The following is a 21,961-nucleotide window of genomic DNA, read 5'->3' as shown; positions in this document are numbered from 1 at the left end:
AATATAAACACTATCTTCACAAAAGCCGTTAGCGAACTTATGAAAACAATCTCACAATCTCCACGTTTTATCGGCATGGCTGCCGCCTTTTTGAGCTTACTTATTACGGGTAATGCGCTATCCAGTGATTCCCATGAGGCGCCCGCCCCAACTGCAGCTGCAACCCCAGCGACACCTAAAGCAAAAGTGGCGGCTCCTGCAGTCAATGATGATCAGATGAGCAAGGCCTTGTTTGAAAAGATTAGCAAGGGCTCTGGAGATATTATTATCCGCACTGGTGATTTGCCGGCTGGTGCAGCGCCAAGCGAAGTAAAGCCCGCTGATAAACCCAAAGCAGCGAAGCTGGCAGTTAAGCCGGCTGACAAAGATGCGCATGACGTGCACTGGTCTTATGTGGATGGTCCTGGCGGCCCTGAAAACTGGGGCAATCTAAGTAAAGATAATCTAGCATGCTCTAAAGGAAAAACACAGTCTCCAATCAACATTAATGTCGATCGGGCTGTTAAAGCAGAATTGGCCCCTTTGGAGTTTCTCTACAGACCATCTCCCTTATCAATTGTTGATAACGGGCACACAATCATGGTCAATTATGGTGAGGGAAGTAATTTACTTGTAGATGGTCGCCAATATCGCCTGGTTCAATTCCATTTCCATAAGCCAAGTGAAGAGGCTATCAATGGTGAGCGTACCGACATGGTGGCACATTTGGTGCACCAGCACCATGATGGTAGCCTAGCAGTGGTTGGTGTATTGATGAGCACCAAAAAACCGAGTTCAGTTAGAAAATCATGGTTTGGGGATGATGCCGTCATAGAAAATCCCATGATTCAGACGCTTTGGAATAACATACCTTTAATCAAGGGTAAAACTGAAATGCCTGGCGTAATGATCGATGTAAATCAGTTGTTGCCAGCAGATAGAAACTATTTCACATACATGGGCTCTTTAACTACTCCGCCTTGTAGTGAAAATGTTCTCTGGTTTGTGATGAAAAACCCCATTTACGTCAGTGAAGAGCAGGTCAAGAACTTTGACCGCATTTATCCTATGAATGCACGTCCACTGCAGCCTAAGGGTGATCGCCTAATCAAGGAAACTCGGGGCAGCTAATAAGCCTTCAAGTTTGACTTAGCCATCATTTGGCAGGATTTGCCAAAAATTAGAGGCTCATACGACCAAAGAACGGCAAAATTTGCCGCCTACAATAAAAATGCCCTAGAAATAGGGCTTTTTTATTGTTTTTGATCTAATTTTCGGTTTTAACTTTCGGAACTTTCAAGTCCAGGTAGGTTAGCGACCACTTATCTTTTTCCTAAAAATCAACATTGGCACGGTCTTTGCATATTCATACCTGAGGACTTTCCCCTCAGGTGTCATCGTCCCCGATTAGGGAGGAGATTAAATGAACGCAGTGCCGCAGTACGACCCACTTACATTTGGCGAAACCGCATTTAAATTGCGGACTTTTCGTCAACAAGTGCTGGGTAACAATTTGGCAAATTCCGATACCCCGGGCTTTAAAGCGCGGGATATTCGATTTGCTGACGTGCTGAAGGCTCAATTAGAGGGTGTTGCGCCATCTAACGCGATTGGTCTGGCTACCACCCATTCAGGGCATATTCCAGGCAGGGTGCCTGAGGAAGATCCGCGTTTGCTCTATCGCATTCCTAATCAACCATCGATGGATGGTAATACGGTAGATGGAGATTTTGAGTTAAGTGAATTTACTAAGAACTCTGTATTTACAGAGTCCGCATTAAATATGTTGGGCAGCACCATTCGTTCTCGTATGTCAGCCATCACAGGACAGGCATCATGAGTTTATTAGGCGCATTTGATATTGGCTCTACTGGGCTGACGGCTCAATCTTTGCGATTAAATACAACCGCTTCCAATATTGCCAACGTAGAAAGTGTGTCAGGTCCCGATGGCCGCCCATACCGTGCTCGTCAAGTGGAATTTAGTGCGGTTTATAAGCCAGGGCAGCCTGGTGCTGGTGTTGAGGTGAGCAAGATTGTTGAGAGTAATTCCCCATTGCGGATTGAGTACCGACCTGGTCACCCAAAAGCAAATGCTGCTGGTTATGTAGAAATGCCAAACGTGAATCCAGTGGAGGAGATGGTGAACATGATTTCAGCATCACGCTCCTATCAGATGAATGTGGAAGCAATGAATGTATCGCGTCAGTTGATGTTAAAGACTTTAGATTTAGGTAAGTAAATAGTTGAGCCTGAAAAGTAAGAGATAAGAGGAGATCATGGCAACCAATCCATTAAGCGGAATCAGAGTTTACGACCCAGCCACGGCTAATAAGCCGGCTGATGCAACCTCGAATTCAACACCAGGTGGCTCAGCTACTGAGCAAACTCAAAACTTCTTGAAATTGCTTATTGCTCAAATTCAGAATCAAGACCCGATGGCACCCATGGATGCATCGACTATGACATCGCAAATGTCACAGCTCAACATGGTCAGCAGTATGAGCAATATGAATACCTCAATGACTGCCATGCTTGCGCAAATGCAAAGCGTGAACTTTATGAATCAAGCCGCTTTGATTGGTCATAGCCCTGTAGTTGCTGGCAATGGAATTGCATTTGATGGCACAAACCAAGTGATGCTTGGGGCAAATGCAATTAATCCATTGAAATCCGTAGTGGCGACTATTACTGATGCGAGTGGAAATGTGGTCAATAGCGTCGATCTTGGTAATGTCAACGCCGGCATGACCAACTTCATTTGGAATGGCCGAGATTCTGATGGTAATACTGTCTCTGCCGGGATGTATTACTTAAGTCTTGCAGGCAAGAACGCAGATAATGCTACAGAAAGCCCAGCAGCGTATGTTGCTTCACCGGTAGCTTCGGTAAGTAAAGGTAGTAATGGAGATGCAATCTTGAATCTTTTAGATGGCAGAACAATTAATTCCTCAGAAGTGCAGCAGTGGATCAGCTAATTTGATATTGATTCAATGGTTGCAAATAAACAGAACAAAGTTAGACAAAGGAAATAAAAATGGGATACGGAATTGGATTATCAGGTTTAAAGTCAGCCTCAGAAGCAATTGACGTAACCAGTAATAACATCTCAAATGCGCAGACAATTGGTTATAAGTCTGGAGAGTATGTATTTTCAGACCAGTTTTTTAAGGCGCAAGATCCGCAATCCCTAGATCGAGCTGGTATGGGTTCTTACCGTATGAGTATTCGTCGAACTGGTGGGTATGGCACTGTAGTCAACTCTCAAAACCCATTGGATATGGCGATTACTGGTCCTGGTATGTTTATGTTGGCAAAGCAAGTTGACGGCACCGTTCCAACTGAGAACCCTACTAAATTCCAATTTACCCGTAATGGCCAGTTTGCTGTAGACAACCAAAATCGTATTGTGAATGAGAACGGAATGTATTTGGTTGGATATCCTGCTGACGCCTCTGGAACGATTATTTCTAGTGCGAAGTCTGTATTAGTTTTGGATCGCGAACCTTTGGCGCAAACTCCAACTAGAAATTCAACTCTAGAGCTCAATCTTGATGATCGTGTCGATCCAAAAACTGGCAATGTATTTTCACCAACAGATCCAACAACTTATAGTCAAGCTACCTCACAAACAGTTTATGACGATAAGGGTTTCGCCCACACACTTTCAGTATTCTATAAAAAGGTAAGTTCTCAGTTATTGACAATTAGTGCTGATGCTGTTGGGACCGCGGCTGGCACTAACTTTACCTTTAGCCCCACACAAACGATTGATCCAAGTATTTCAACAGTAGATTCTTACAACAGACCTCCAGGTGAGCAATTCAATAAAATTGCCTCTACAGCCGTTGCACTTGGAGCAGGTACAGCAAGCACAGAGTCAATTTATGAGGCAACATTGACGCCAATAAGCGGAGCAGCAAACACTGTAGGTACAGTCTACAATTTGCGTCTCAGAGATGGCACTAATCTTACATTGACTCAAACGGTTGCTGGAACAGGTTCAGTAAAAGCGCAATATACGGTTAACGTAGATCGTTTCGAAGTATTTGCAACCATGGATGGCAACCCAGTTACTGCAAATGCTAGCAATGCTCCGTCAATCTCACCTGTGATTACTACAACAGATGGCACAAGTGCAGGTTTGGGATCTCGAGAAACAGCATCGGTATTATTCAAAGATTTGAGCGCTGGCCAAAGCCTGACTATGGCTGGTCTGACATTTACGGCAGGAGCGTCTGGAGCAACTTCAGCACAAGTGGCAGCAGCCTTTCAAAATATTCATAATGGTGATAGTTTTTCAACTATAAATACTGCAAATTCACCAGCTGGCGGCACATTTACATCTGGTCTGGCATCAGGTTGGACAACTTTAACCACTACAGCTCCAGGCGGATCTACTTTGGTTTTTAGTAGCACCACAGCCACCGGAAATGTAACCAATTTAACTAGCGTGTTAAACCCAGTAACAGGTGGTACATCTGCAGCAAGTGTATTGATTGAAGGCTCTCCTGTTGCTGAACAACAAGCTCTGGGTGTAGTTGGATTTGTGGCTGGCAAAAACATCGACTCATTATCAAAAGACTCTTTTGGAAACCCACAGTTTGCTACAAGATTTCAAATTGATGCTTCACGGGGTACCGGATCAGGATATGGACAAACCCTTAATGGTGGTGCAGTTCAATTGACGATTGAAGCAAACGGAAGTACAGCTTACTCCTCGGCTGGTCAGACCTATACCAATACACAGGATGGCTCAGCTACAGCTCAGCTAGCTTCATACAATGTGGATTCAAGTGGTAGGTTAGTTGCCCAGTATGACAACGGACAATCTGTTGTTAAGGGTCAACTAATACTTGCTTACTTTAATAATTTAGAGGGATTAATCCCAAATGGTAATAACACCTATGAGGCGTCATCTGCTTCGGGTGATCCATTGCTAAGTTTCCCGGGTGATGGAACATTAGGTGCGATTCGCTCAAAAGCAGTTGAGCAATCCAATGTTGATTTAACAGAAGAGTTGGTAAGACTGATGGTATTGCAACGTCAGTATTCAGCAGTATCTCAAGCTACTAAAGTCATGGCTGCAACCTTAATTGATGATGCTATCAATATTGGTCGATAAGGGCTGATAACTAAGTAATCATGATTAATCGCTACGCCTACACCTCAATGACAGGAGCAACTTCTGCAACGCAGCAGTTGGCTGTGACGTCGAATAACCTGGCAAATGCCTTAACGCCAGGGTTCCGTGAAGTGATTAGTGCGTTTCGAGCGGTTCCGCTAAAGGGTGATGGCGAACCATTTACTGGCAATGGTGCTGACTCAAGAGTATTTGTTGTTGACACAACGCCTGGAAGTAATTTCAACCAAGGGCAAATTCAAACGACGGGCAATTCATTGGATGTTGCCATTAAAGGCGATGGCATGTTTGCAGTGCGCCGTCCGGATGGACAAGAGGCGTATACACGAGCAGGTAAATTTATGACCAATGAGCAAGGAATGCTCATGCTCGGGAAAGATATACCTGTCGTTGGTGCTGGCGGTACGATCACGATCCCAGTTGGTGCTTCTGTACAAATAGCCGAGGATGGGGCTGTATATACCCAGATTCCAGGAAACCAATACCTTAATCAGGCTGGCAAGTTAAAGCTAGTCAATCCCAATACGGAAAGCTTGGTAAGGGCTGCTGATGGATTATTTGATATTCCGGGTGAACAAGCAGCTGCTGATCCTAAAGTCAGAGTTGTGCAGGGTGCATTTGAATTAAGCAATAACAACCCTGCATTAGCAATGGTCCAAATGATTGACCAAAGTCGAATGTTTGATCTAAATACCAGGTCTATTACCTTTGCTGATCAGAATGCGCGATCAGCAACGACATTGTTGTCCCTTTCACGCGCCTAATAATTAATAAGAAAAAGAGAAAAAATGATACGCTCATTATGGATCGCTAAAACTGGAATGGATGCAGAGCAGTTCAATTTGGATGTTATTACCAATAACTTAGCGAACTCACAAACTACAGCATTTAAACGTGTACAGCCAATGTTTCAAGACTTGCTGTATACCACTTTGCGGACGGCGGGATCGGCAGCAAATGCTCAGAATCTATTGCCTACTGGCTTACAAATTGGTGCTGGTGCAGCAGTGACATCGACTGAGCGAAACAATATTCAAGGCACACTAATCCAGACTGGTAACCAGTTGGATGTGGCCATCCAGGGTAATGGATTTTTTCAAATTCAACTGGCAGATGGAACATTAGCCTATACTAGAAACGGTCAATTCAGTAAAAGTGCAACAGGTCAGATTGTGACAGCCTCGGGTAATGTGGTTGCCGGCGCAGGGGTGATTCCAGCAAATGCGACATCTATAACGATTAACCAGGCAGGTCTTGTTCAATACACATTACAAGGTAATCAAACTGCAATTACCGCTGGCCAAATAACGATGGCTAACTTTGTAAACCCAGCAGGTTTGTTTGCACTTGGTGGTGGCAACTTTATTCCGACCCCAGCATCAGGAACAGCTCAGAATAATATTGCTGGCACGAACGGTATGGGTACAACGAATCAATATTACATTGAGCAGTCAAACGTTAACGTAGCGGAAGAGTTGGTTAATCTAATTGCTGCACAGCGTGCCTATGAAATTAATACTCGTGCAGTAACTGCTTCAGATCAAATTCTGCAACGTGTAAGTAATATGGGGCAGTGATGAACGGACTAGTTAAAAGATATCGTCACTATATTGCGTTGATCTTCAGCGCTATAGTGCTTTGGGGTTGTGCGAGTGCCGACCGCCCAACATTATTGACAACCCCTGTTACTGCAAGACCTCGTCCGATTCAGGAAACCTCTGCAAACATGGGGAGTCTTTATCCTGCAAATTCTGGCGGGCCTTATGTAAATGCTGTGAGTCATCGCCCATTATTTGAGGATCGTCGTGCACGTAACGTAGGTGACACACTTACCGTGGTGTTGAATGAAACTACGAGTGCTGCTAAGAACACCGGTATGTCTGCTGCAAGAAAAGCGAATGCAGCTTCTGATTTCTCCAATACAGGACCTATGGCATTTGGTCCCTACACCAGTATTGCTAATATTGCGAACTTTGGAGGTGCTGGTGATATAAAAAGCGAAGGTACAGGAGCAAGCGCAGCTAGTAATACATTTGCAGGTACTATTACAGTCACAGTTGTTGAGGTGCTTTCTAATGGCAACCTAGTGGTTGCTGGAGAAAAGCAGGTTGCCGTTAGCAACGAAGAAGAAATTATCCGTTTTGGTGGAGTAGTAAATCCAAATACACTAGTCTTCAATCAAGTTTCATCTCAGCAGGTAGCTGATGCGCGTATTGAATACCGTGGCAGAGGTGCTACGGATGATACTCAAAGTACTGGATGGCTCACAAGACTTTTCTTGAAATTAGCGCCATTCTAATTTGATCATGAATATGCCTACATTCTCACTAAAAAAAGGTTTGCTGATATTGGTAAGCCTTGGAATGTTTTCGAGTAATAGCTTTGCGGACCGCATCAAAGATTTTGCAGACATTGCTGGTCAACGTTCAAATCAATTGGTTGGCTATGGATTAGTTGTTGGCTTGGATGGTACAGGCGATCAAACTACACAAACTCCATTTACACTGCAAAGCGTCTTGCAAATGATTGGTGTTTTAGGGGTCACAATTCCGCAAGGCGGTGGTCAAACTCAGATACGAAATACTGCAGCCGTAATGGTGACTGCTGAGTTTCCTGCATTGGCTCGCCCCGGACAGCAAATTGATATTACCGTCTCTTCTTTGGGAAATGCTACTAGTTTGAAGGGGGGCACATTGGTGATGACGCCCCTAAAAGCAGCGGATGGACAAGTCTACGCACAAGCTCAGGGAAATCTAGTCATCGGTGGGTCTAGGGCTGCTTCGGGTGGCGCAGCCACATCAGTGAACCACCTAAATGCAGGACGTATTCCATCGGGTGGATTGATTGAAAGGGCAGTGCCATCTTTGCTTGCCGATGAATTTATTCAGCTAGATTTACATAGAGCCGACTTTTCCCTCATGCAAAGAACAGCAGAAACAATTGGAAAAAGATTTGGTTTAGGTACCGCCCTTCCTGTTGATGCAAGAACATTGAATGTGCGAGTACCTGTTGAACCACTTAGGCGTACTGCATTTATGGCCGCTTTGCAGGATTTGGACGTGCCAATGGTGAGCGGCCCTGCCAGAGTCATCCTTAATTCGCGAACAGGATCAGTGGTCATGAATCAAGCAGTGCAGCTATCACCTTCCGCAGTAGCGCACGGTAATCTAACTGTAAAAATTCAACAAACACCAACAGTTAGTCAACCATTACCTTTTAGTCGTGGACAGACAACAGTTGCCAGTCAAGATACTGCAACCTTAAATGACAGCGGCAAAGAAAATAGTTTAATTTCTGTTCCATCTGGTGCTTCTCTCGATCAGGTGGTCAAGGCCCTCAATATGATGGGTGCCACCCCACAGGATTTAATTTCTATATTGCAGTCGCTAAAATCTGCTGGGGCTCTAAGAGCCGAGCTAGAGGTAATTTAATGTCTACCTCTAATACCATCTCAGCACCAATTGACCAAAATAGTGCAAGACTATTGATGCCTGCCAAGGTGAATGTCCCTGTATCAACTAGCGAAGATAAGCTTAAAAAAGCTGCTCAAGGATTTGAGCGTACGCTAATCCGCCAAATGTTGAGTACCGTTCGAAGTACAAACTTGCGCGGAACCGAGGAAGCTAGCAATAGCTCTAAATCCTATTTAGAAATCATGGATGACAACGTAGCAGACATGCTTTCTAGGGGTAATGGCATTGGTTTTGCGACCAAAATGGCCGAACAACTCATACAGCAAGCAAATGCTGGAAAACTAATCGGAACCGGTGAAATTGCCGTTAAACCATTAAATGCACCAAGAGAAGGTGTGGCTTCACCCGAAACCTTAAATGCCCTTAAAAGGCCTAATGGTTTTTATGGGCTAGCTAAATAATTAAGGAAGCAAAATGGGTATCTATTCCATAACAGAATCTGCACTTTCCGGCTTGAATATTGCTCAAGCAGGAATTTTGACGACTTCGCAAAACGTTGCAGGCACATCTGTTGAGGGATACACAAGACGCAATGCCAATACCATTATGGATAAATTGGCACCGAATTCATTGATGTTAAATGGATCTAGTTTTGCGGTAGAGGGTTTTACACGTCAATATTCAAGTTTGTTAAATGGTCAGTTATTAAATCAACAAGCGAAGTCTAGTTACTCCGATACTTTAGTTCAGTACACGCAAACAGTTGATGCGTTAGTTGCCGATAAGTCCACAGGGCTCAACGTTGCATTAAATGATTTCTTTAATGCCTTTGGGGCATATGCAGCAGACCCCACCAATAAATCAATGGCGGGAGCGATTAGTGGGGCGGCGAATGCAGTTGCTCAGCGAATGACGGGAATGAGCACACTTGCAGCTCAGATTCAATCAGACGCTCAAAAAGGGCTGACCGACACAGTTTCTCAAGTAAATACTCTTTTGCCTGCTCTAGCAGACATAAATCAAAGAATCATTGAGGCTAATAGTCCTGGTAACAGCGCTCCATCTGCTGATTTATTGGATGAGAGAGATCGTCTCCTCTCTCAACTGCAAAAATTAATTGGTGGCCAAAGTTTAATTAACTCAGACGAAACTGCAACTCATCTGGTGGCAGGCATGCCATTAGTCGAGAGGGCAATTTCAAATAAGGTAACAATTAATGCCGATCTGGAGCATGTAGCCCTGACATTTAACCTACAAAATGGACCTAATAAAGGTTTTCAGACAACCGTTCAAAGTTTAGATGGTGGTCAAGCTGGAGCATTGTTAAAAATATCCAATCAGTTTGTTCCCGATATGGTTCGACAGCTCGACACAATCGCTTTGGGGTTGGTAAAGGTTGCTAATAGCGCTGCACAGAGCGCCGCGGGAAATGCAACTAGCTTAGCTATCTTTGGATTTAAAGTTGGGTCTACCACCTATTCCAGTCTTGCTACCGGCGATAGAACCGCCAATATTCGAAGCATCGCTTCAAATGCTGACATGACGTCGTTGTATAACGATTTAGAATCTCCCGCCAATTTGATGACTGCTAATGGATTAAAGGCGGCTAATTTTGTTTCTGTTGCACCAAGTAACTTTTTGCAGTATTCCACAGGCGCAGTTGATGGAGGGGCTCCGCTGATCACATCAGCAAAAGCCAATTCATTGCAGCAATTGAGTACAGTATTTGCATCAAGAGCATCTGACTTTGTTAATGATATTGGTGTGCAAGTTGCCACTTGGAAGAATAATCAGAAGGCTGACACAGTAGTGATGTCAAACCTCAAAGATCAGCGTGATTCTATTTCTGGCGTGAGTTTGGATGAAGAGGCGGCTAATTTATTAAAGTATCAACAACTCTATACCGCGTCTACTAAAGTCTTGCAGGCTGGTAATCAAATGTTTAACACCCTTTTATCAATCATGAACTAAGGAGTAGGTGATGAGTATGCGAATTAGTTCAAATCAGGTATTGGATGCAGGCACACAGGCAATGGATAACAGCCTAGTAGAGGCTACTGCATGGCAGAAAAAAATTAGCTCTGGGAAGCAGTACAGTAAGGCTTCTGATAATGCTTATGCAGTCTCAAGAGGGGTAAGATTAGATTTTGATATTGGAAGGCTTCAAATGTATAAAGCCAATCAAAATTTCTTAACCTCTTCACATGCTATAGCCCAGACACAAATCAGCAGCATTATTGATGGGTTAAATAGCCTTAAACAAACTTTCACACAATCTCAAAATGGTGCGTTAAACACATCCAATTTTGGGGCATTGAAAATTCAGGCACAGCAAATGCGCGACACGATTAAAAGTCAGATGATCGCTAAGGATGCCACTGGTAACCCGATTTTTAACGATGCTGTTAATGAAGTGCAAATTGAACCGAGTGTGATGGTCAGTTCTGGGGTGAAATTTACCGATGCTTTTGGGGCGGGGGGTACTTTTTTAACCCCAGAATCCTCTCAGCTTTATGACAGCATTAACAAATTTGTGACCTATTTAGACGAAAAATCCCGTGGTGTAGCTACCACCCAAACTGCGGGCAGCATTGAATCAGGCCTAAAAACAGCATTTGATCAGTTAACCATGGCCCAGCAGATAAGCGGGGGAATTTCAGCCCAGGTCGATGCCTCAAAGATGGCTATGAGCGCATTTGGCGTTGAATTGGCCTCCTCCCAGTCCACCCTGCTGGATACTGACATGGCAGAGGCAACTGCGGCTTATACTAGAGCTCAGACATTATTAAACGCAGCCCAAGCAATGTTTGCTAAGCTTCAGTCTAGTAATCTGTTTTCTAAACTATAAAAACTGAGTTGATCGAAGTATGAATATTCCTTTAGGGTGGATTATTGCGCTTGCTTGTGCCCTGGGAGGTTATGCCTTGCACGGCGGCCATATTATGGTTTTATGGCAGCCAACGGAGGTTTTAACCATTGTGGGCGCTGCTGTTGGCACCATGATTGCGTCGAACAGCATGATAAATCTGAAGAAGACACTCTCTGCTTTGGGTGGCGCATTTAAATCTAAAGGCAACATCAAGCAGATGCACTTGGATTTACTTTGCCTCATGTTTGAGATTTTGCAAAAGATTAAACGTGATGGCTTGATGTCATTAGAGGGTGATATTGAAGAGCCAGAGGCAAGCCCTTTATTTGAAAAATATCCCTTGATTATGAAAGACCATCACTTGGTCGATTTCATTACGGATTATTTGCGTATGATGCTTGGCGGCTCTCTCGATGTAATTCAAATAGAGAGCTTGATGGAGCAAGAATTAGAAGTTCATCATCAGGAAACCCATATCCCAGTGGCTTCAGTAACTAACGTCGGTGATGGTTTGCCGGCGTTTGGTATTGTGGCGGCAGTTATGGGGGTGGTGCACACCATGGGCTCAATTGGTTTACCGCCTGCCGAATTGGGTAAGCTGATTGGCGCAGCTCTTGTGGGAACCTTCTTAGGTATTTTGCTCGCGTATGCAATTGTTTCTCCGGTAGCCAAAGTGCTTGAGCAAAATGCAGAGGCTGATAGCCGAGCTTATATGGCGGTAAAAGCAATTTTGATTGCCAGCTTAAATAATTTCCCTCCTGCAGCAGCAGTAGAGTTTGGTCGTAAAGTTCTCTTTAGCTATCAGCGTCCAACATTTACTGAGCTTGATGAGGGTACTAAAGCCGTTAAAGGGAAATAAGCGGTATGGCTAAGAACGACGCGCCAATTATTGTCATTAAGCGCGTTAAGAAGGGTGGCCACGGTCATCACGGTGGAGCCTGGAAAATTGCTTACGCCGACTTCGTAACGGCCATGATGGCCTTCTTTTTGTTGATGTGGGTACTTGGATCAACAACAGCGGGTGACTTGGCTGGTATTTCTGCCTACTTTCAGAATCCATTGCGCGTCTCTTTGTCTGGAGGACAGGGTTCGGGTGATGCTACCCGCATTATTAAGGGGGGCGGGGATAACATCACAAAAACTGTGGGTGAAGAGTCCCGGGCTGATGCTGATACTGAGCAGCGCCGTATAAGTGACTCCTCAGTTACTGACGTTGAGAATGCGCGTAAAGATAAGACTAAAAATGAATTGGTAAAAGAGGATATTCAAAAGAAGATAGAGGCAGATGCTGAGCTCAAAAATGCTAAGGGCCAAGTATTTATGGATATTAATAGCGAAGGTTTGCGCATTCAGGTTGTTGACGAGAAAGGCAAACCCCTATTCAGTAGTGGTGGGACGGTGCCAAGCGTCTCGGCACGAAGATTACTTCGGATTATTGGAAAGTCGATTCAGATGTCTCCTGGCCCAGTACGAATTGAGGGTCACTCTGATGGAGCGAAGTTCGGCAATGGTGAGACTGGATATACAAACTGGGAGCTATCTACCGATCGAGCAAACGTCGCACGTCGTGAGTTGATTGCTGGTGGTTTAGATCCTGCCTTAGTGGTTCAGGTAATTGGCTTTGCCAATACCGTTCCTCTAAATCCAGAAGATTTAAACGATCCACTTAATCGCCGCATTTCGATTACCTTGCTCAATAAAAAGCCTAAGCAGGAAGAAAAGAAAACGGTAGTTCGTCCGATTGAAAAGGTTCCTGATGCAATTGAAAAAGGTGCTCAAGAGATACCTCCGAATTTGCGCGCGCCAGCTCAGTTCCTTTCAAAAGATAACGCGCCTAAGGCGCCAGCAATGGAGATTCCTTCGAAGTTAAGCCCGCCTGCGGACAAGCCAGCGAGGTAGAACCTTGTCCATAATCTCTAGGTTTGGTTTTTTTCTAATAATCGCGTTCATTTCCAATATAGGATTTGCAAGCGATGCTCAGCCCTCGGCAGAGGCAGCCCATGGAGTAGTGTCTAAATCAGGAACAGCAAATAGTGGCGAGCCATTTGTAGGCCCACCATCTGAGGCAAAAAAACTCTATAAACGTTATAAAAAAGCCACTGATAAAGCCATTGTGGCAATTGCATGTGTACGCAATCCCAAATGTATCGAGCCTGAAGATGAAGTTCTTAGATATAGCAAAGAGGCGCTTCGAGTTCTGCAAAAACTAGATGAGTTATCCGCCGAGGGTGACGTGCAAGCGAGCTACTATCGTGGTTTGATAGCCTATGAGCGCGGTGTTTACTATGACTCTCAAGCTGAGATCATTACACATCCTGATTTTATTTTAACTGCAACCGTATATCGTCGATATGCTAAGCAGCAGTTTTTGCTTGCCGAAAAGTATCTAACCATACCAGCCAAAGAACAAAACCCTTATGCTTGCCAATATTTAGGCAATGTATATAGTTCAGCGATTCTGGGTGCCCCTCGAAAAGATAAGGCAACTAATTATTACTATACTGCCGCTATGCAATTTATCAATCAAGGTAATAAGATTGATGGGGCTAAGATGTACAACGCAATGAAAGAGAATGCCAACCCAGCAGACTCACGCATTGTTGAGGTGTATGCAAAGCTACATAATGAAGAGCCGATTGCCTCTTGGAGGAAGCTCCCTAGTGACTTGGTTCAAAAGCCTGCAAGTAAAAAAACGCAACAGCATTAACACTAAATACATTGGAGATTGCAAAGCATGAATGAAAAAATAGCATTAATTGTTGGACTTCTTAAGAAAGTCTTGCTCTGGTTCATTCTGCCTTTAGTGATACTTATTTTCTGTTTTATCTTGGGTGAGCAATTTGAGGTAGGTAGACTTTCTGCGATCGCCAGCTGCGAGGGCGCTATGAATAATGCATCGTGTATTCGTAGTAAAGGTTATTTGGCTAGTGCTCCTTACTACCCTGATTTGAGCAGACGCTATTTTGGTGCTTACGCTAGGATGATTGGCGGTGATTTAGGTGCTAGCTATCGTGTTGAGCCTCCTGCTCCTGCCTTGAACTTAAAACCAGCCGATGCGCCGCCAGAAGATGAAGAGGATTTGGATGAAAAGAAACCAGTAGCCCCTAAAGAAAAGCAAGCTGCTGACAAAAAATAATTGAGGGGTTATCAATGAGATTGATTAATTGGCGCTCCTTTATTCGAGTGCCAATTTTTTTATTGTTTGCGCTTGTGCTTGCCGGATGTTCCGATTACCGCAAAGCTAGATCAGCTTATGAGGCAGGCGAGTATGCAAAAGCTTTACTTATCTTCGAGCAGTTATCTAATGCGGGTGACAGTCAGGCGCAATATGATCTGTCGCAAATGTATTTACAGGGTATCGGCACAAATAAAAATATAGAAAAAGGCTGGGTCTGGATGAATCGAGCTGCTAACGGCGGTAATGTTCAGGCTATGCTGGAGTTGGCAGTTCGCTACCAAAAGAGCCCTGCCTTGGATAATTCTGAGCAAATGGCATTTATGTGGTTCCAGAAGGCGGCAATAGCGGGAAGCGCTGCTGGCCAGTACAACTTGGCTCATCTGTATGAGGACGGTAATCAGACTCCTGTGGATCTACTGCAGGCTTATGTTTGGATGGTTTTATCTCACCGTTCGGGCAACCCAATGGCTGCATCGGAGGCCAAGCAATTAAAGGCGAAATTAAGTCCAGCGGAGCTAGAAAATGCCGAGGTGATGATAGCTAAGCTCAAGAAGACTATGCCTTAGGTCTTTGCTACCAAATCGTTTATCCTCTACTGGAAAAGTAATAAAAGAGGTATAGATTGGCTGAAGGCGGAGATAATGCTCAAGAACGGGAACTGGAGCCGAGTGAACGGCGAATTTTACGTGCGCGCGAACAAGGCCAGTTACCACAATCTAGAGATATAGCAACCTTTGCTTTATTAACAGTCTTTATTATTTTTGTCATAGCGGCTGGGCCTCTGCTGATGCAGCAGTTGGTTTTAATGACCAAATCCAGCTTTATTTTTTCTAAGCCAATTGAGCTTTTAGATCATATTCAAGAGTGGTTGGGTGGGGCATTTCTGGTTGTCTTGCTTTTGTTGAGCTTGATTTTTTTACCCATTTGGTTGGTTGCCGTTTTCGCACCTTTATCCTTGGTCAACTTTCGTGCCTACTTTGCTCCCAAGTTTGATATGGAGCGGCTGGATTTTATTTCTGGTCTTGGCAGAATGGTTTCACTTAATGCATTGACAGAGCTGATCAAGAATATTCTGAAAACAATCCTTGTTTTAGGTATTGGAATGGCCTATTTATCTGGGCTATTTGTTTACATACGATCCATTGTGAGTCAGGATTTTGATGCTGCGTTATTGCATACCTCATATTTCATCTTAAATGGTTTCTTGTTGCTGATGATTCCGTTGTTATTGATTGCCGTAGGCGATGGCTGGTTACAATGGTTTAACTTTCGTAAGCAAATTCGGATGAGCCCCGAAGAGATGAAGCAGGAGATGAAGGAGTCCGAGGGTTCTCCAGAGATCAAGCAACGCTTACGTCAACGACAGCGTCAAATTGCTTCATCACGAATGATGGCTGCTATTGAACGTGCCGATGTGGTATTAGCTAACCCTGATCACTATTCCGTAGCATTGCGTTATGACATGGAGAAAATGTCTGCGCCAATTGTGGTGGCTAAAGGAATGGATTTAGTTGCACTCCGTATTCAAGAAGTAGCCAGAGAGTATGATGTACCCGTTGCCCAGATACCACCTTTAGCCCGCTACCTATATAGTCAGCTAGAGATTGGTGAGGCAATTCCAATGTCGCTTTTTGAAGCAGTCGCAAGGATACTTGCATGGGCATACGAAGTGAGAGAGTCAGGCGGGGTTCAGAGCGAAGTGCCCGAAATCAATTTCATCCCAGAACAGCTAAGGCCAAACAAGCCCTTGCTGTAAGTTTCAGCTTAGTTCATGACGCTTTTGGCAAAAGTAGTTCCAACATCCTCTGGGAAGAAGTAAACCAACATTAATTCATTGCGATTATTTAAGCTGCGTCCAATTTGAAAGGCAACTTGACCACCGCCAAAAATATAGGTCTTTGATTTACGAATTCCTGCAGCAAATGCGCTCTCTTGACCTTCCGATGGAGTGTAGTCAAGACCATATTTAATGGTGAACCGCTCAATAATCGTATCAGCGATTTGCTTGTTGTAGTAACCCAATTCTTTTTTCATCAAAACAAGGCGTCCTGCTTCGTTATAAATGAGCCAAATCGCCTCTTCTTTATCATCCACTTTCACCTTGCAGCTAAATGACAGTTCATATGCTGTGCAATTGAATTTTTCTTTTGCTTCTTCGCGGGTGGTATTAAAAGAGATTCCAGCATAGTCATCCATGGGCATTTTGACTACCTTGGTATCTGGTAGCCAAATCTCTGCTTTTGCCTGCTCTTCCTTGTTGCCGCAGGCGGTCAGCGAAACTCCTAAGGCAATAGTAAATGCTGGAAAAATCAAACGAATTAATTTTGTCATGACAACCTCAGTTTTATTGGTAATTAAGTGGCGTATTTTTGCTAATATATTCACATTAACCAATTTAACTCTATTTTCACTTGGATAAGCTAAATCTTCAATCTCAGTATTTAAATGCTGGATCCCAAAGAAGTGGGGGGACTATTCACGAGCGTCGGACGACGATTCCAAGGGCGACGGTCAGCAGATCTCATCCAGCACCTCAAGACTTGAAGGTTGCCCAACCAGCCCCTTCAGTAAATGTTGATGTCAAGCTGAATAGTCCAAATCCCCTAGATTCGATACCTATGAGTGCAGATCGTCGAATTAGTGCTTATCAAAGGATCATTAATTTACTTTAGCCGATAGGCTGCTTTCTGCGATTGAGGCTCAGTGGGGGAGTTTTATGGATGATTTGGTTTATACAAAATACAAAAAGACTCATGCCAATCTAAGCAATTTTGCTAAAGAAAATCCGTCCACAAGTTTTCCAACCCTGGCTGAGCTTCAGGAAAAGCAGCGCCATGAGTTGCTAGAAATTGCACAGGTTCGTTATGGCATCAAAGGTGGCAAGGTAGATATTGTTTTCACCCCTTTAGATATTCAACCCAATATGAGTGAGGCTCAAGTATTTAAGGTGTTACTGACTTCGCCAGAGCATGAAAGGGCAGATCAGATCCTCTATGGCCTTGCTGTAGGTAAGCTCAACGCTGAAATGGCCAACCGAGTTTTGTCCGGTTTGGCGTTATTGGGTAAATTTAAAACGATGAGAGCTGAATAGAGTTATTGCAAATTCGAGCGGTAAGGTTGCATTGATAGCGGTTTACCAGTATGCCGATGGAGGTGCATATACAAGGATTTTTGCAGGATTTAAGTAATTGCTGTGTTGGTGAATTTCGTAATGCAGGTGTGGACCCGTCGATCTTCCTGTGGAACCTGAATTAGCAATTAATTGACCGCGGGTAATTGATTGTCCGGGTTTTACAAACAGCTTGCTGTTGTGGGCATATTTTGAAACAAAGCCATCCCCGTGGGCTATTTCGATAAAGTTGCCATAGGCTGGATCATGACCGGCCTTAATGACCGTGCCATCCCCGGTGGCCACAATTGGGGTGCCTACCGGTGTAACAAAGTCAATGCCAGAGTGCTGTGCAAGTTGTTTTGTGAATGGGTCAACGCGTACACCAAAATTACTGGTCATTCCTAGGCGGGCGTCAATAGGGGGGCCAATAGGTAGAGTGCGCAACCACCGATATTGCTTGCTCCATTCGGGTTCTGATTTCTCAAATATTTCAGCCATTTCAGTTGACTTAGAGACTGAGTCCTCGAAATTTTCAGCTAAGGTCTTGGTGGGTTCGTATTTGAGGCTGAGGGGTTTCAATGGGCCGCCAACACTGTTGTTTTCAGCAAATTTGTTTTTGATGGTATACGGCGTCGATATTGCTAAATAGCGCTCTTTTATGGACTTCAATTCATTAAATTGCATGGCTGCCTTGGCTAGTTGCTCCTGAAAAGCTTTCAGCTGCTTTGCATATTTGTTATCTAATGCCATGCGTTCTTTAACGGTTACCACTCCACTGACTTCTCTGGCAAAGTCTGGGTTGACTTCTAGTGCGATGTGGATGCCGGTGGAGAAGATGAGGACTCCGAGCAGGAGAAATGAGCCGCCAACAATTATCCCAAGGCGAGTGAGGCGCTCCTTGGTGATATTAATTTGTTTGATGGCTCCAGTAGAGCCCGATACCCAAAATAATTGCATGTATAGATTATAAGTGTTTGATTTATTTTAAATAATTTACCAAATATGGGATCTATAAAAGACCTATAATCATCAGATCGAATGTAATTTTAGCCTTAAAAGTAAAACTGTGATCAAGTCCAAACCCTTGTTTTTAAAGCCTAAAGCCCCACTTTGGCTTGCTGCTACTGGGGTATTAATGCTAATTGCTGCTCCTCTCAAGGCCGCCATTATTGGCCAAATGCCTTCTTTTAGTGAGGTTTTGTATATCACTTCTGAGCCCTGTACTGCAGAATCTGGTCGGATTGAACCAAACTGGTACTTTTCTTATTCAGTTAATGCCTTGGGAACTGTAACTAGAAGTTGTTATGTTCGATATAACGATCAAATTTGGATCAAGGGGCCTTTTGGCGCCGAATCCACTTTCCCGATGAGTTATTTTACAAAGCCAGCTGGTGCCTCGAAATCTGAGGAGAGTTCTGAGGTCAGGCAGTAGTCGCTTAAAAAAGTCGGCCTTCTACTATTGGACCCTTCAATCTGACTATCTAGCTGGGGATATTAGGCGGTTTGCAGAAGAATTTATAAAGTACATAGCTCATGGTATCTGGGATAACCCTTTCCCAGTTCGAATCTGAAGTGTCAAGTTGGTCTACGCTAACACCAGATCCCCCAGGACCCGAGTAATAGCCAATATAGAACTGCTTATAGCTCTCGTAGCCCACTTTACAGAAATATGACACATCCTGAATTACCGATAAGGTTGGCTCCCCATTGGGTGCAGAGAGTGTTTCCGTGTAGCTGATGAGCTGCCATGTGCTGACTTGCTCATTTGCGGGGTCTATGACTGTTTTGCTATCCTCATAATAGTAGGCGTTGCCAACGTTATCTATCGATAGAAAAACCCATTTCGCAAAAGCAGGGCTAATAGGATTTAGTAAAAAAGGCGTGGCGACCAACAAAGTCAATTTTTTCAAGAGTGCTTGCATTTTTAGGTTTGTGGCTAATATTGCCATTTATAGTTAATTTTATGCATTTTAAAGCCCAAAAGTGAAGATCAACTGCTAGAATTGCCTAAATCTTTATTAATGACATTGCTCGCTAAGGAGTGCTAAGTATGGCTGAAGTAAATCAACAGGGTTGCCTATTTGTGGGTGAGGGAGTTGTTCTCAAGGGTAACTTTGAGGTTCCTGATATCGCATCTATTTCAGGAACCGTAGAGGGTGAACTGGTAGCCAAGCAAATATTAATTGAATCTACTGGAATTGTGCGTGGCAAACTCAGTGGAGAATCAATCGATATTCGCGGTGAAGTAAATGAACAAGTATCTTCATCACGTAGCTTAATCATCCGCTCCACCGGTAAGGTGACAGGCTCGATCCATTACTCAGAAATTGAAATTGAGAAGGGCGGTCACTTGCATGGCGACTTGCATAACCTCAATCCACATTCTTAATTATTTTTTAAATTTATTTCCGAATACTTAATGATGTCTATTTTTTCTAAAAATCAACCAACCACCGATACTGATTCAAGTCCTCATGAGAGCGAGGAAAATGTTCAAGAGACCACATCTCAAGAGCAGGCATCTGATTTGGCTGCTTACGTTCCTGAGCCGGTTACTCGATTAGAGTCAGCAAGTCGACCAAGCGTTTTATCGAAGCCCTCAATTATTAGCGAGGGATTTACTTTCGAGGGAACTATCACTTCTGATGGTGTTCTCAATATAGCTGGAACAGTTCGCGGAAAAATTACTGCGAAGTCCGTATTGATTGACTCTACCGGTCAAGTTGACGGTGAGCTAAATTCAGAGCAGCTTGTAATCAAGGGTCAGCTCAAGGGCGACGTGAATTGCGAAGACCTGAATGTTGGTCCGATTGCCCATGTGGATGGCAATATTAGTTATAAATACATTCACATTCAGCGCGGTGGCAAGGTTGCCGGTAAATTTATCAAAAACTAAAATTTAAATCTCATGGCAATTAGACAAAGTCATGCGATACGAATATTAGATCCCTCACGGGAAACCTTTGGCTCCATTATTGGTTCTGACCTAGAGATAATTGGGCGAATTGTAGCCACCAAGAGCTTACGAATCGATGGAACAATCATTGGTGATGTCGTGACCAAGCAGGGTGCAGATGTTTGCGTCGCTCTTGGTAAAACTGGATTAGTGCAAGGAAATATTTCTGCTGGGCGAGTATTGGTAGCTGGGCGAGTAGAAGGCAATGTTCGGGCTACAGAGCGTGTGGAGTTGCATAGTGGTGCTGATGTTCATGGCGACATCATTTATGCTCAAATTGGTATTGAACAGGGTGCTCGTTTAAGTGGACTGTTATCCAAGATTACCGAGCAGGATTTGTTACCCGATGATCCGTTAGATAGCTAAACCTAGTTAATGGAGAGAGATTTGTTATGCCTACTTGCGAACCAATCAAAATTCTCGTTACCAACCAAAAAGGGGGCGTTGGTAAAAGCACAATTTCTGCAAATTTAGCCGCATACCTTGCTATTCAGGAAAGCCTAGAAGTCTCTTTAATTGATTTTGATAGGCAGGCATCCTCATCTCATTGGACCAAGAAGGCTCCTGATATTGGAATTAGGGTAAGTCAGGCGGAAATTAATTACCAAAGCACTGGTTTGGCTCTACTAAGTGCTCGAGCTAATCTACGCAAATATTCATCAGGAGCACAAATTAGTATTTGTGATTTCACATGGACGCCAGCTATGTCTCAAGATTTTATGATGGACTTTGATATGGTGTTGATCCCAAGTTCTAGTGCAAAATTTGAAATGGCTAGCACGGAAATTTTTATTCTTGAATATGTGCAAAAAAGGATGGCGCGTTTAGCTGCCAACAAACAAATTTTGATTGTGGTTCCAAGTAGGGTTGATCAAAATTATGCTTCTCAGGGTGCCTTCACAAATTTAGACTTCTTGGCTAATTGTTTTGTTGCACCGCCAGTTCATCGCACTCCAGAAATCGATAGTTATGTTTATCAAGATTTCTTTTGTGTATGTTCCGATAAGGCGGTAGCCGATAATTTTTCTGCCTTTGGCAGGTATATTGCACAAAAGATTAGCGAGCGTAAAGAGGCTGTAAAAACGCTATCAATATCGGGTCCATCAATCAATCGTGAAATTTCAAAAAAAGTAAGCGTATTGGATGATTACCGAAAAAGAGCAAAAAATCTAGGTTTTTATGGTGGAGCTGCGATGGCCGAATTAAAGCAGGATTCCAATCCTGATACACCTCAAGATGCCTCGACTAAAACATCTGTTGGCAATCGATTTGTCCCGGGTTTTTTACGTAAAAATCAAGATTAGGGAATTTT

General features: G+C 43.7%; 27 protein-coding genes. 24 read left to right on the top strand and 3 right to left on the bottom strand.

All coding sequences use genetic code 11. From position 1 onward, the window contains the following. Positions 1-39 precede the first annotated feature (39 nt). The 18 genes from ICV36_RS07975 to ICV36_RS07890 all read left to right on the top strand — a co-directional run bounded on the left by ICV36_RS07975 (position 40) and on the right by ICV36_RS07890 (position 16,337). Complete coding sequence (locus ICV36_RS07975) at positions 40-1,110, top strand: carbonic anhydrase (RefSeq protein ID WP_251374971.1); 1,071 nt, start codon at positions 40-42, stop codon at positions 1,108-1,110. A gap of 292 nt (positions 1,111-1,402) precedes the next feature. Continuing rightward, positions 1,403-1,819, top strand: coding sequence for a flagellar basal body rod protein FlgB (gene flgB, locus ICV36_RS07970; protein WP_215400174.1), 417 nt, complete (start codon positions 1,403-1,405; stop codon positions 1,817-1,819). Continuing rightward, positions 1,813-2,220, top strand: a complete 408-nt coding sequence (flgC, locus tag ICV36_RS07965) for a flagellar basal body rod protein FlgC (RefSeq protein WP_215401609.1) — start codon at positions 1,813-1,815, stop codon at positions 2,218-2,220. Before flgB ends, flgC begins: the two co-directional genes overlap by 7 nt. A gap of 37 nt (positions 2,221-2,257) precedes the next feature. Next, complete coding sequence (locus ICV36_RS07960) at positions 2,258-2,956, top strand: flagellar hook assembly protein FlgD (protein ID WP_215400173.1); 699 nt, start codon at positions 2,258-2,260, stop codon at positions 2,954-2,956. Between the two features lie 59 nt (positions 2,957-3,015). Further along, complete coding sequence (locus tag ICV36_RS07955; protein ID WP_215400172.1) at positions 3,016-5,103, top strand: flagellar hook-basal body complex protein; 2,088 nt, start codon at positions 3,016-3,018, stop codon at positions 5,101-5,103. A gap of 20 nt (positions 5,104-5,123) precedes the next feature. Next, positions 5,124-5,885 (top strand): flagellar basal body rod protein FlgF, encoded by a 762-nt coding sequence (locus ICV36_RS07950; protein ID WP_215400171.1) that lies wholly within the window; start codon positions 5,124-5,126, stop codon positions 5,883-5,885. Between the two features lie 24 nt (positions 5,886-5,909). Then, complete coding sequence (gene flgG / locus ICV36_RS07945; RefSeq protein WP_215400170.1) at positions 5,910-6,698, top strand: flagellar basal-body rod protein FlgG; 789 nt, start codon at positions 5,910-5,912, stop codon at positions 6,696-6,698. Beyond that, positions 6,698-7,420 (top strand): flagellar basal body L-ring protein FlgH, encoded by a 723-nt coding sequence (locus ICV36_RS07940; protein ID WP_215400169.1) that lies wholly within the window; start codon positions 6,698-6,700, stop codon positions 7,418-7,420. The genes flgG and ICV36_RS07940 overlap by 1 nt, the downstream gene beginning before the upstream one ends. Before the next feature lie 7 nt (positions 7,421-7,427). After that, entirely contained in the window at positions 7,428-8,552 is a 1,125-nt protein-coding gene (locus tag ICV36_RS07935) for a flagellar basal body P-ring protein FlgI (RefSeq protein WP_251374969.1), read from the top strand. Further along, positions 8,552-8,995: a hypothetical protein gene (locus ICV36_RS07930; protein WP_215400168.1), complete on the top strand. Its 444-nt coding sequence runs from the start codon at positions 8,552-8,554 to the stop codon at positions 8,993-8,995. Before ICV36_RS07935 ends, ICV36_RS07930 begins: the two co-directional genes overlap by 1 nt. A 13-nt stretch (positions 8,996-9,008) precedes the next feature. Then, positions 9,009-10,505, top strand: a complete 1,497-nt coding sequence (gene flgK / locus ICV36_RS07925; RefSeq protein WP_215400167.1) for a flagellar hook-associated protein FlgK — start codon at positions 9,009-9,011, stop codon at positions 10,503-10,505. 10 nt (positions 10,506-10,515) lie between these two features. Then, positions 10,516-11,382, top strand: coding sequence for a flagellin (locus tag ICV36_RS07920; protein ID WP_371743198.1), 867 nt, complete (start codon positions 10,516-10,518; stop codon positions 11,380-11,382). 19 nt (positions 11,383-11,401) lie between these two features. Next, a complete protein-coding gene (motA, locus tag ICV36_RS07915; RefSeq protein WP_215400165.1) occupies positions 11,402-12,262 on the top strand; it encodes a flagellar motor stator protein MotA in 861 nt (286 codons plus the stop codon). Between the two features lie 5 nt (positions 12,263-12,267). Continuing rightward, a complete protein-coding gene (gene motB, locus ICV36_RS07910; RefSeq protein ID WP_215400164.1) occupies positions 12,268-13,302 on the top strand; it encodes a flagellar motor protein MotB in 1,035 nt (344 codons plus the stop codon). Between the two features lie 109 nt (positions 13,303-13,411). Next, complete coding sequence (locus tag ICV36_RS07905; protein ID WP_215400163.1) at positions 13,412-14,110, top strand: hypothetical protein; 699 nt, start codon at positions 13,412-13,414, stop codon at positions 14,108-14,110. A 27-nt stretch (positions 14,111-14,137) separates the two neighbouring features. Next, complete coding sequence (locus tag ICV36_RS07900) at positions 14,138-14,539, top strand: hypothetical protein (protein ID WP_215400162.1); 402 nt, start codon at positions 14,138-14,140, stop codon at positions 14,537-14,539. A gap of 14 nt (positions 14,540-14,553) precedes the next feature. Further along, a complete protein-coding gene (locus ICV36_RS07895; RefSeq protein WP_215400161.1) occupies positions 14,554-15,147 on the top strand; it encodes a tetratricopeptide repeat protein in 594 nt (197 codons plus the stop codon). Positions 15,148-15,203: 56 nt separating this feature from the next. Beyond that, a complete protein-coding gene (locus tag ICV36_RS07890) occupies positions 15,204-16,337 on the top strand; it encodes a flagellar biosynthesis protein FlhB (RefSeq protein WP_215400160.1) in 1,134 nt (377 codons plus the stop codon). An 8-nt stretch (positions 16,338-16,345) separates the two neighbouring features. Here the strand turns inward: ICV36_RS07890 and ICV36_RS07885 are convergent, their stop codons facing one another. Beyond that, positions 16,346-16,912, bottom strand: coding sequence for a hypothetical protein (locus ICV36_RS07885; protein ID WP_215400159.1), 567 nt, complete (start codon positions 16,910-16,912; stop codon positions 16,346-16,348). Positions 16,913-17,297: 385 nt separating this feature from the next. Here ICV36_RS07885 and ICV36_RS07880 point away from each other — a divergent pair, with 385 nt between their 5' ends. After that, positions 17,298-17,672, top strand: a complete 375-nt coding sequence (locus ICV36_RS07880) for a hypothetical protein (RefSeq protein ID WP_215400158.1) — start codon at positions 17,298-17,300, stop codon at positions 17,670-17,672. Between the two features lie 42 nt (positions 17,673-17,714). Here ICV36_RS07880 and ICV36_RS07875 read toward each other — a convergent pair whose 3' ends face one another. Then, complete coding sequence (locus ICV36_RS07875; protein ID WP_215400157.1) at positions 17,715-18,650, bottom strand: M23 family metallopeptidase; 936 nt, start codon at positions 18,648-18,650, stop codon at positions 17,715-17,717. Positions 18,651-18,759: 109 nt separating this feature from the next. On the opposite strand from ICV36_RS07875, the gene ICV36_RS07870 reads away from it, so the two are divergent. Next, positions 18,760-19,125 (top strand): hypothetical protein, encoded by a 366-nt coding sequence (locus ICV36_RS07870; RefSeq protein ID WP_215400156.1) that lies wholly within the window; start codon positions 18,760-18,762, stop codon positions 19,123-19,125. A gap of 49 nt (positions 19,126-19,174) precedes the next feature. Here the strand turns inward: ICV36_RS07870 and ICV36_RS07865 are convergent, their stop codons facing one another. Then, positions 19,175-19,642, bottom strand: a complete 468-nt coding sequence (locus ICV36_RS07865) for a surface-adhesin E family protein (protein ID WP_215400155.1) — start codon at positions 19,640-19,642, stop codon at positions 19,175-19,177. 101 nt (positions 19,643-19,743) lie between these two features. On the opposite strand from ICV36_RS07865, the gene ICV36_RS07860 reads away from it, so the two are divergent. The 4 genes from ICV36_RS07860 to ICV36_RS07845 are packed head-to-tail and all read left to right on the top strand — an operon-like array spanning position 19,744 to position 21,953. Further along, entirely contained in the window at positions 19,744-20,082 is a 339-nt protein-coding gene (locus tag ICV36_RS07860; protein ID WP_215400154.1) for a polymer-forming cytoskeletal protein, read from the top strand. A 30-nt stretch (positions 20,083-20,112) separates the two neighbouring features. Then, complete coding sequence (locus ICV36_RS07855; RefSeq protein ID WP_215400153.1) at positions 20,113-20,589, top strand: polymer-forming cytoskeletal protein; 477 nt, start codon at positions 20,113-20,115, stop codon at positions 20,587-20,589. A 12-nt stretch (positions 20,590-20,601) separates the two neighbouring features. Continuing rightward, on the top strand, positions 20,602-21,015 hold the full coding sequence (locus ICV36_RS07850; protein ID WP_215400152.1) for a polymer-forming cytoskeletal protein: 414 nt from the start codon (positions 20,602-20,604) through the stop codon (positions 21,013-21,015). 26 nt (positions 21,016-21,041) lie between these two features. Then, entirely contained in the window at positions 21,042-21,953 is a 912-nt protein-coding gene (locus tag ICV36_RS07845; protein WP_215400151.1) for a ParA family protein, read from the top strand. Positions 21,954-21,961: the final 8 nt, after the last annotated feature.

The organism is Polynucleobacter sp. MWH-UH35A (genome assembly GCF_018687075.1).
GTDB lineage: Bacteria > Pseudomonadota > Gammaproteobacteria > Burkholderiales > Burkholderiaceae > Polynucleobacter.
This window is presented reverse-complemented; position numbering and strand designations above follow the sequence as displayed.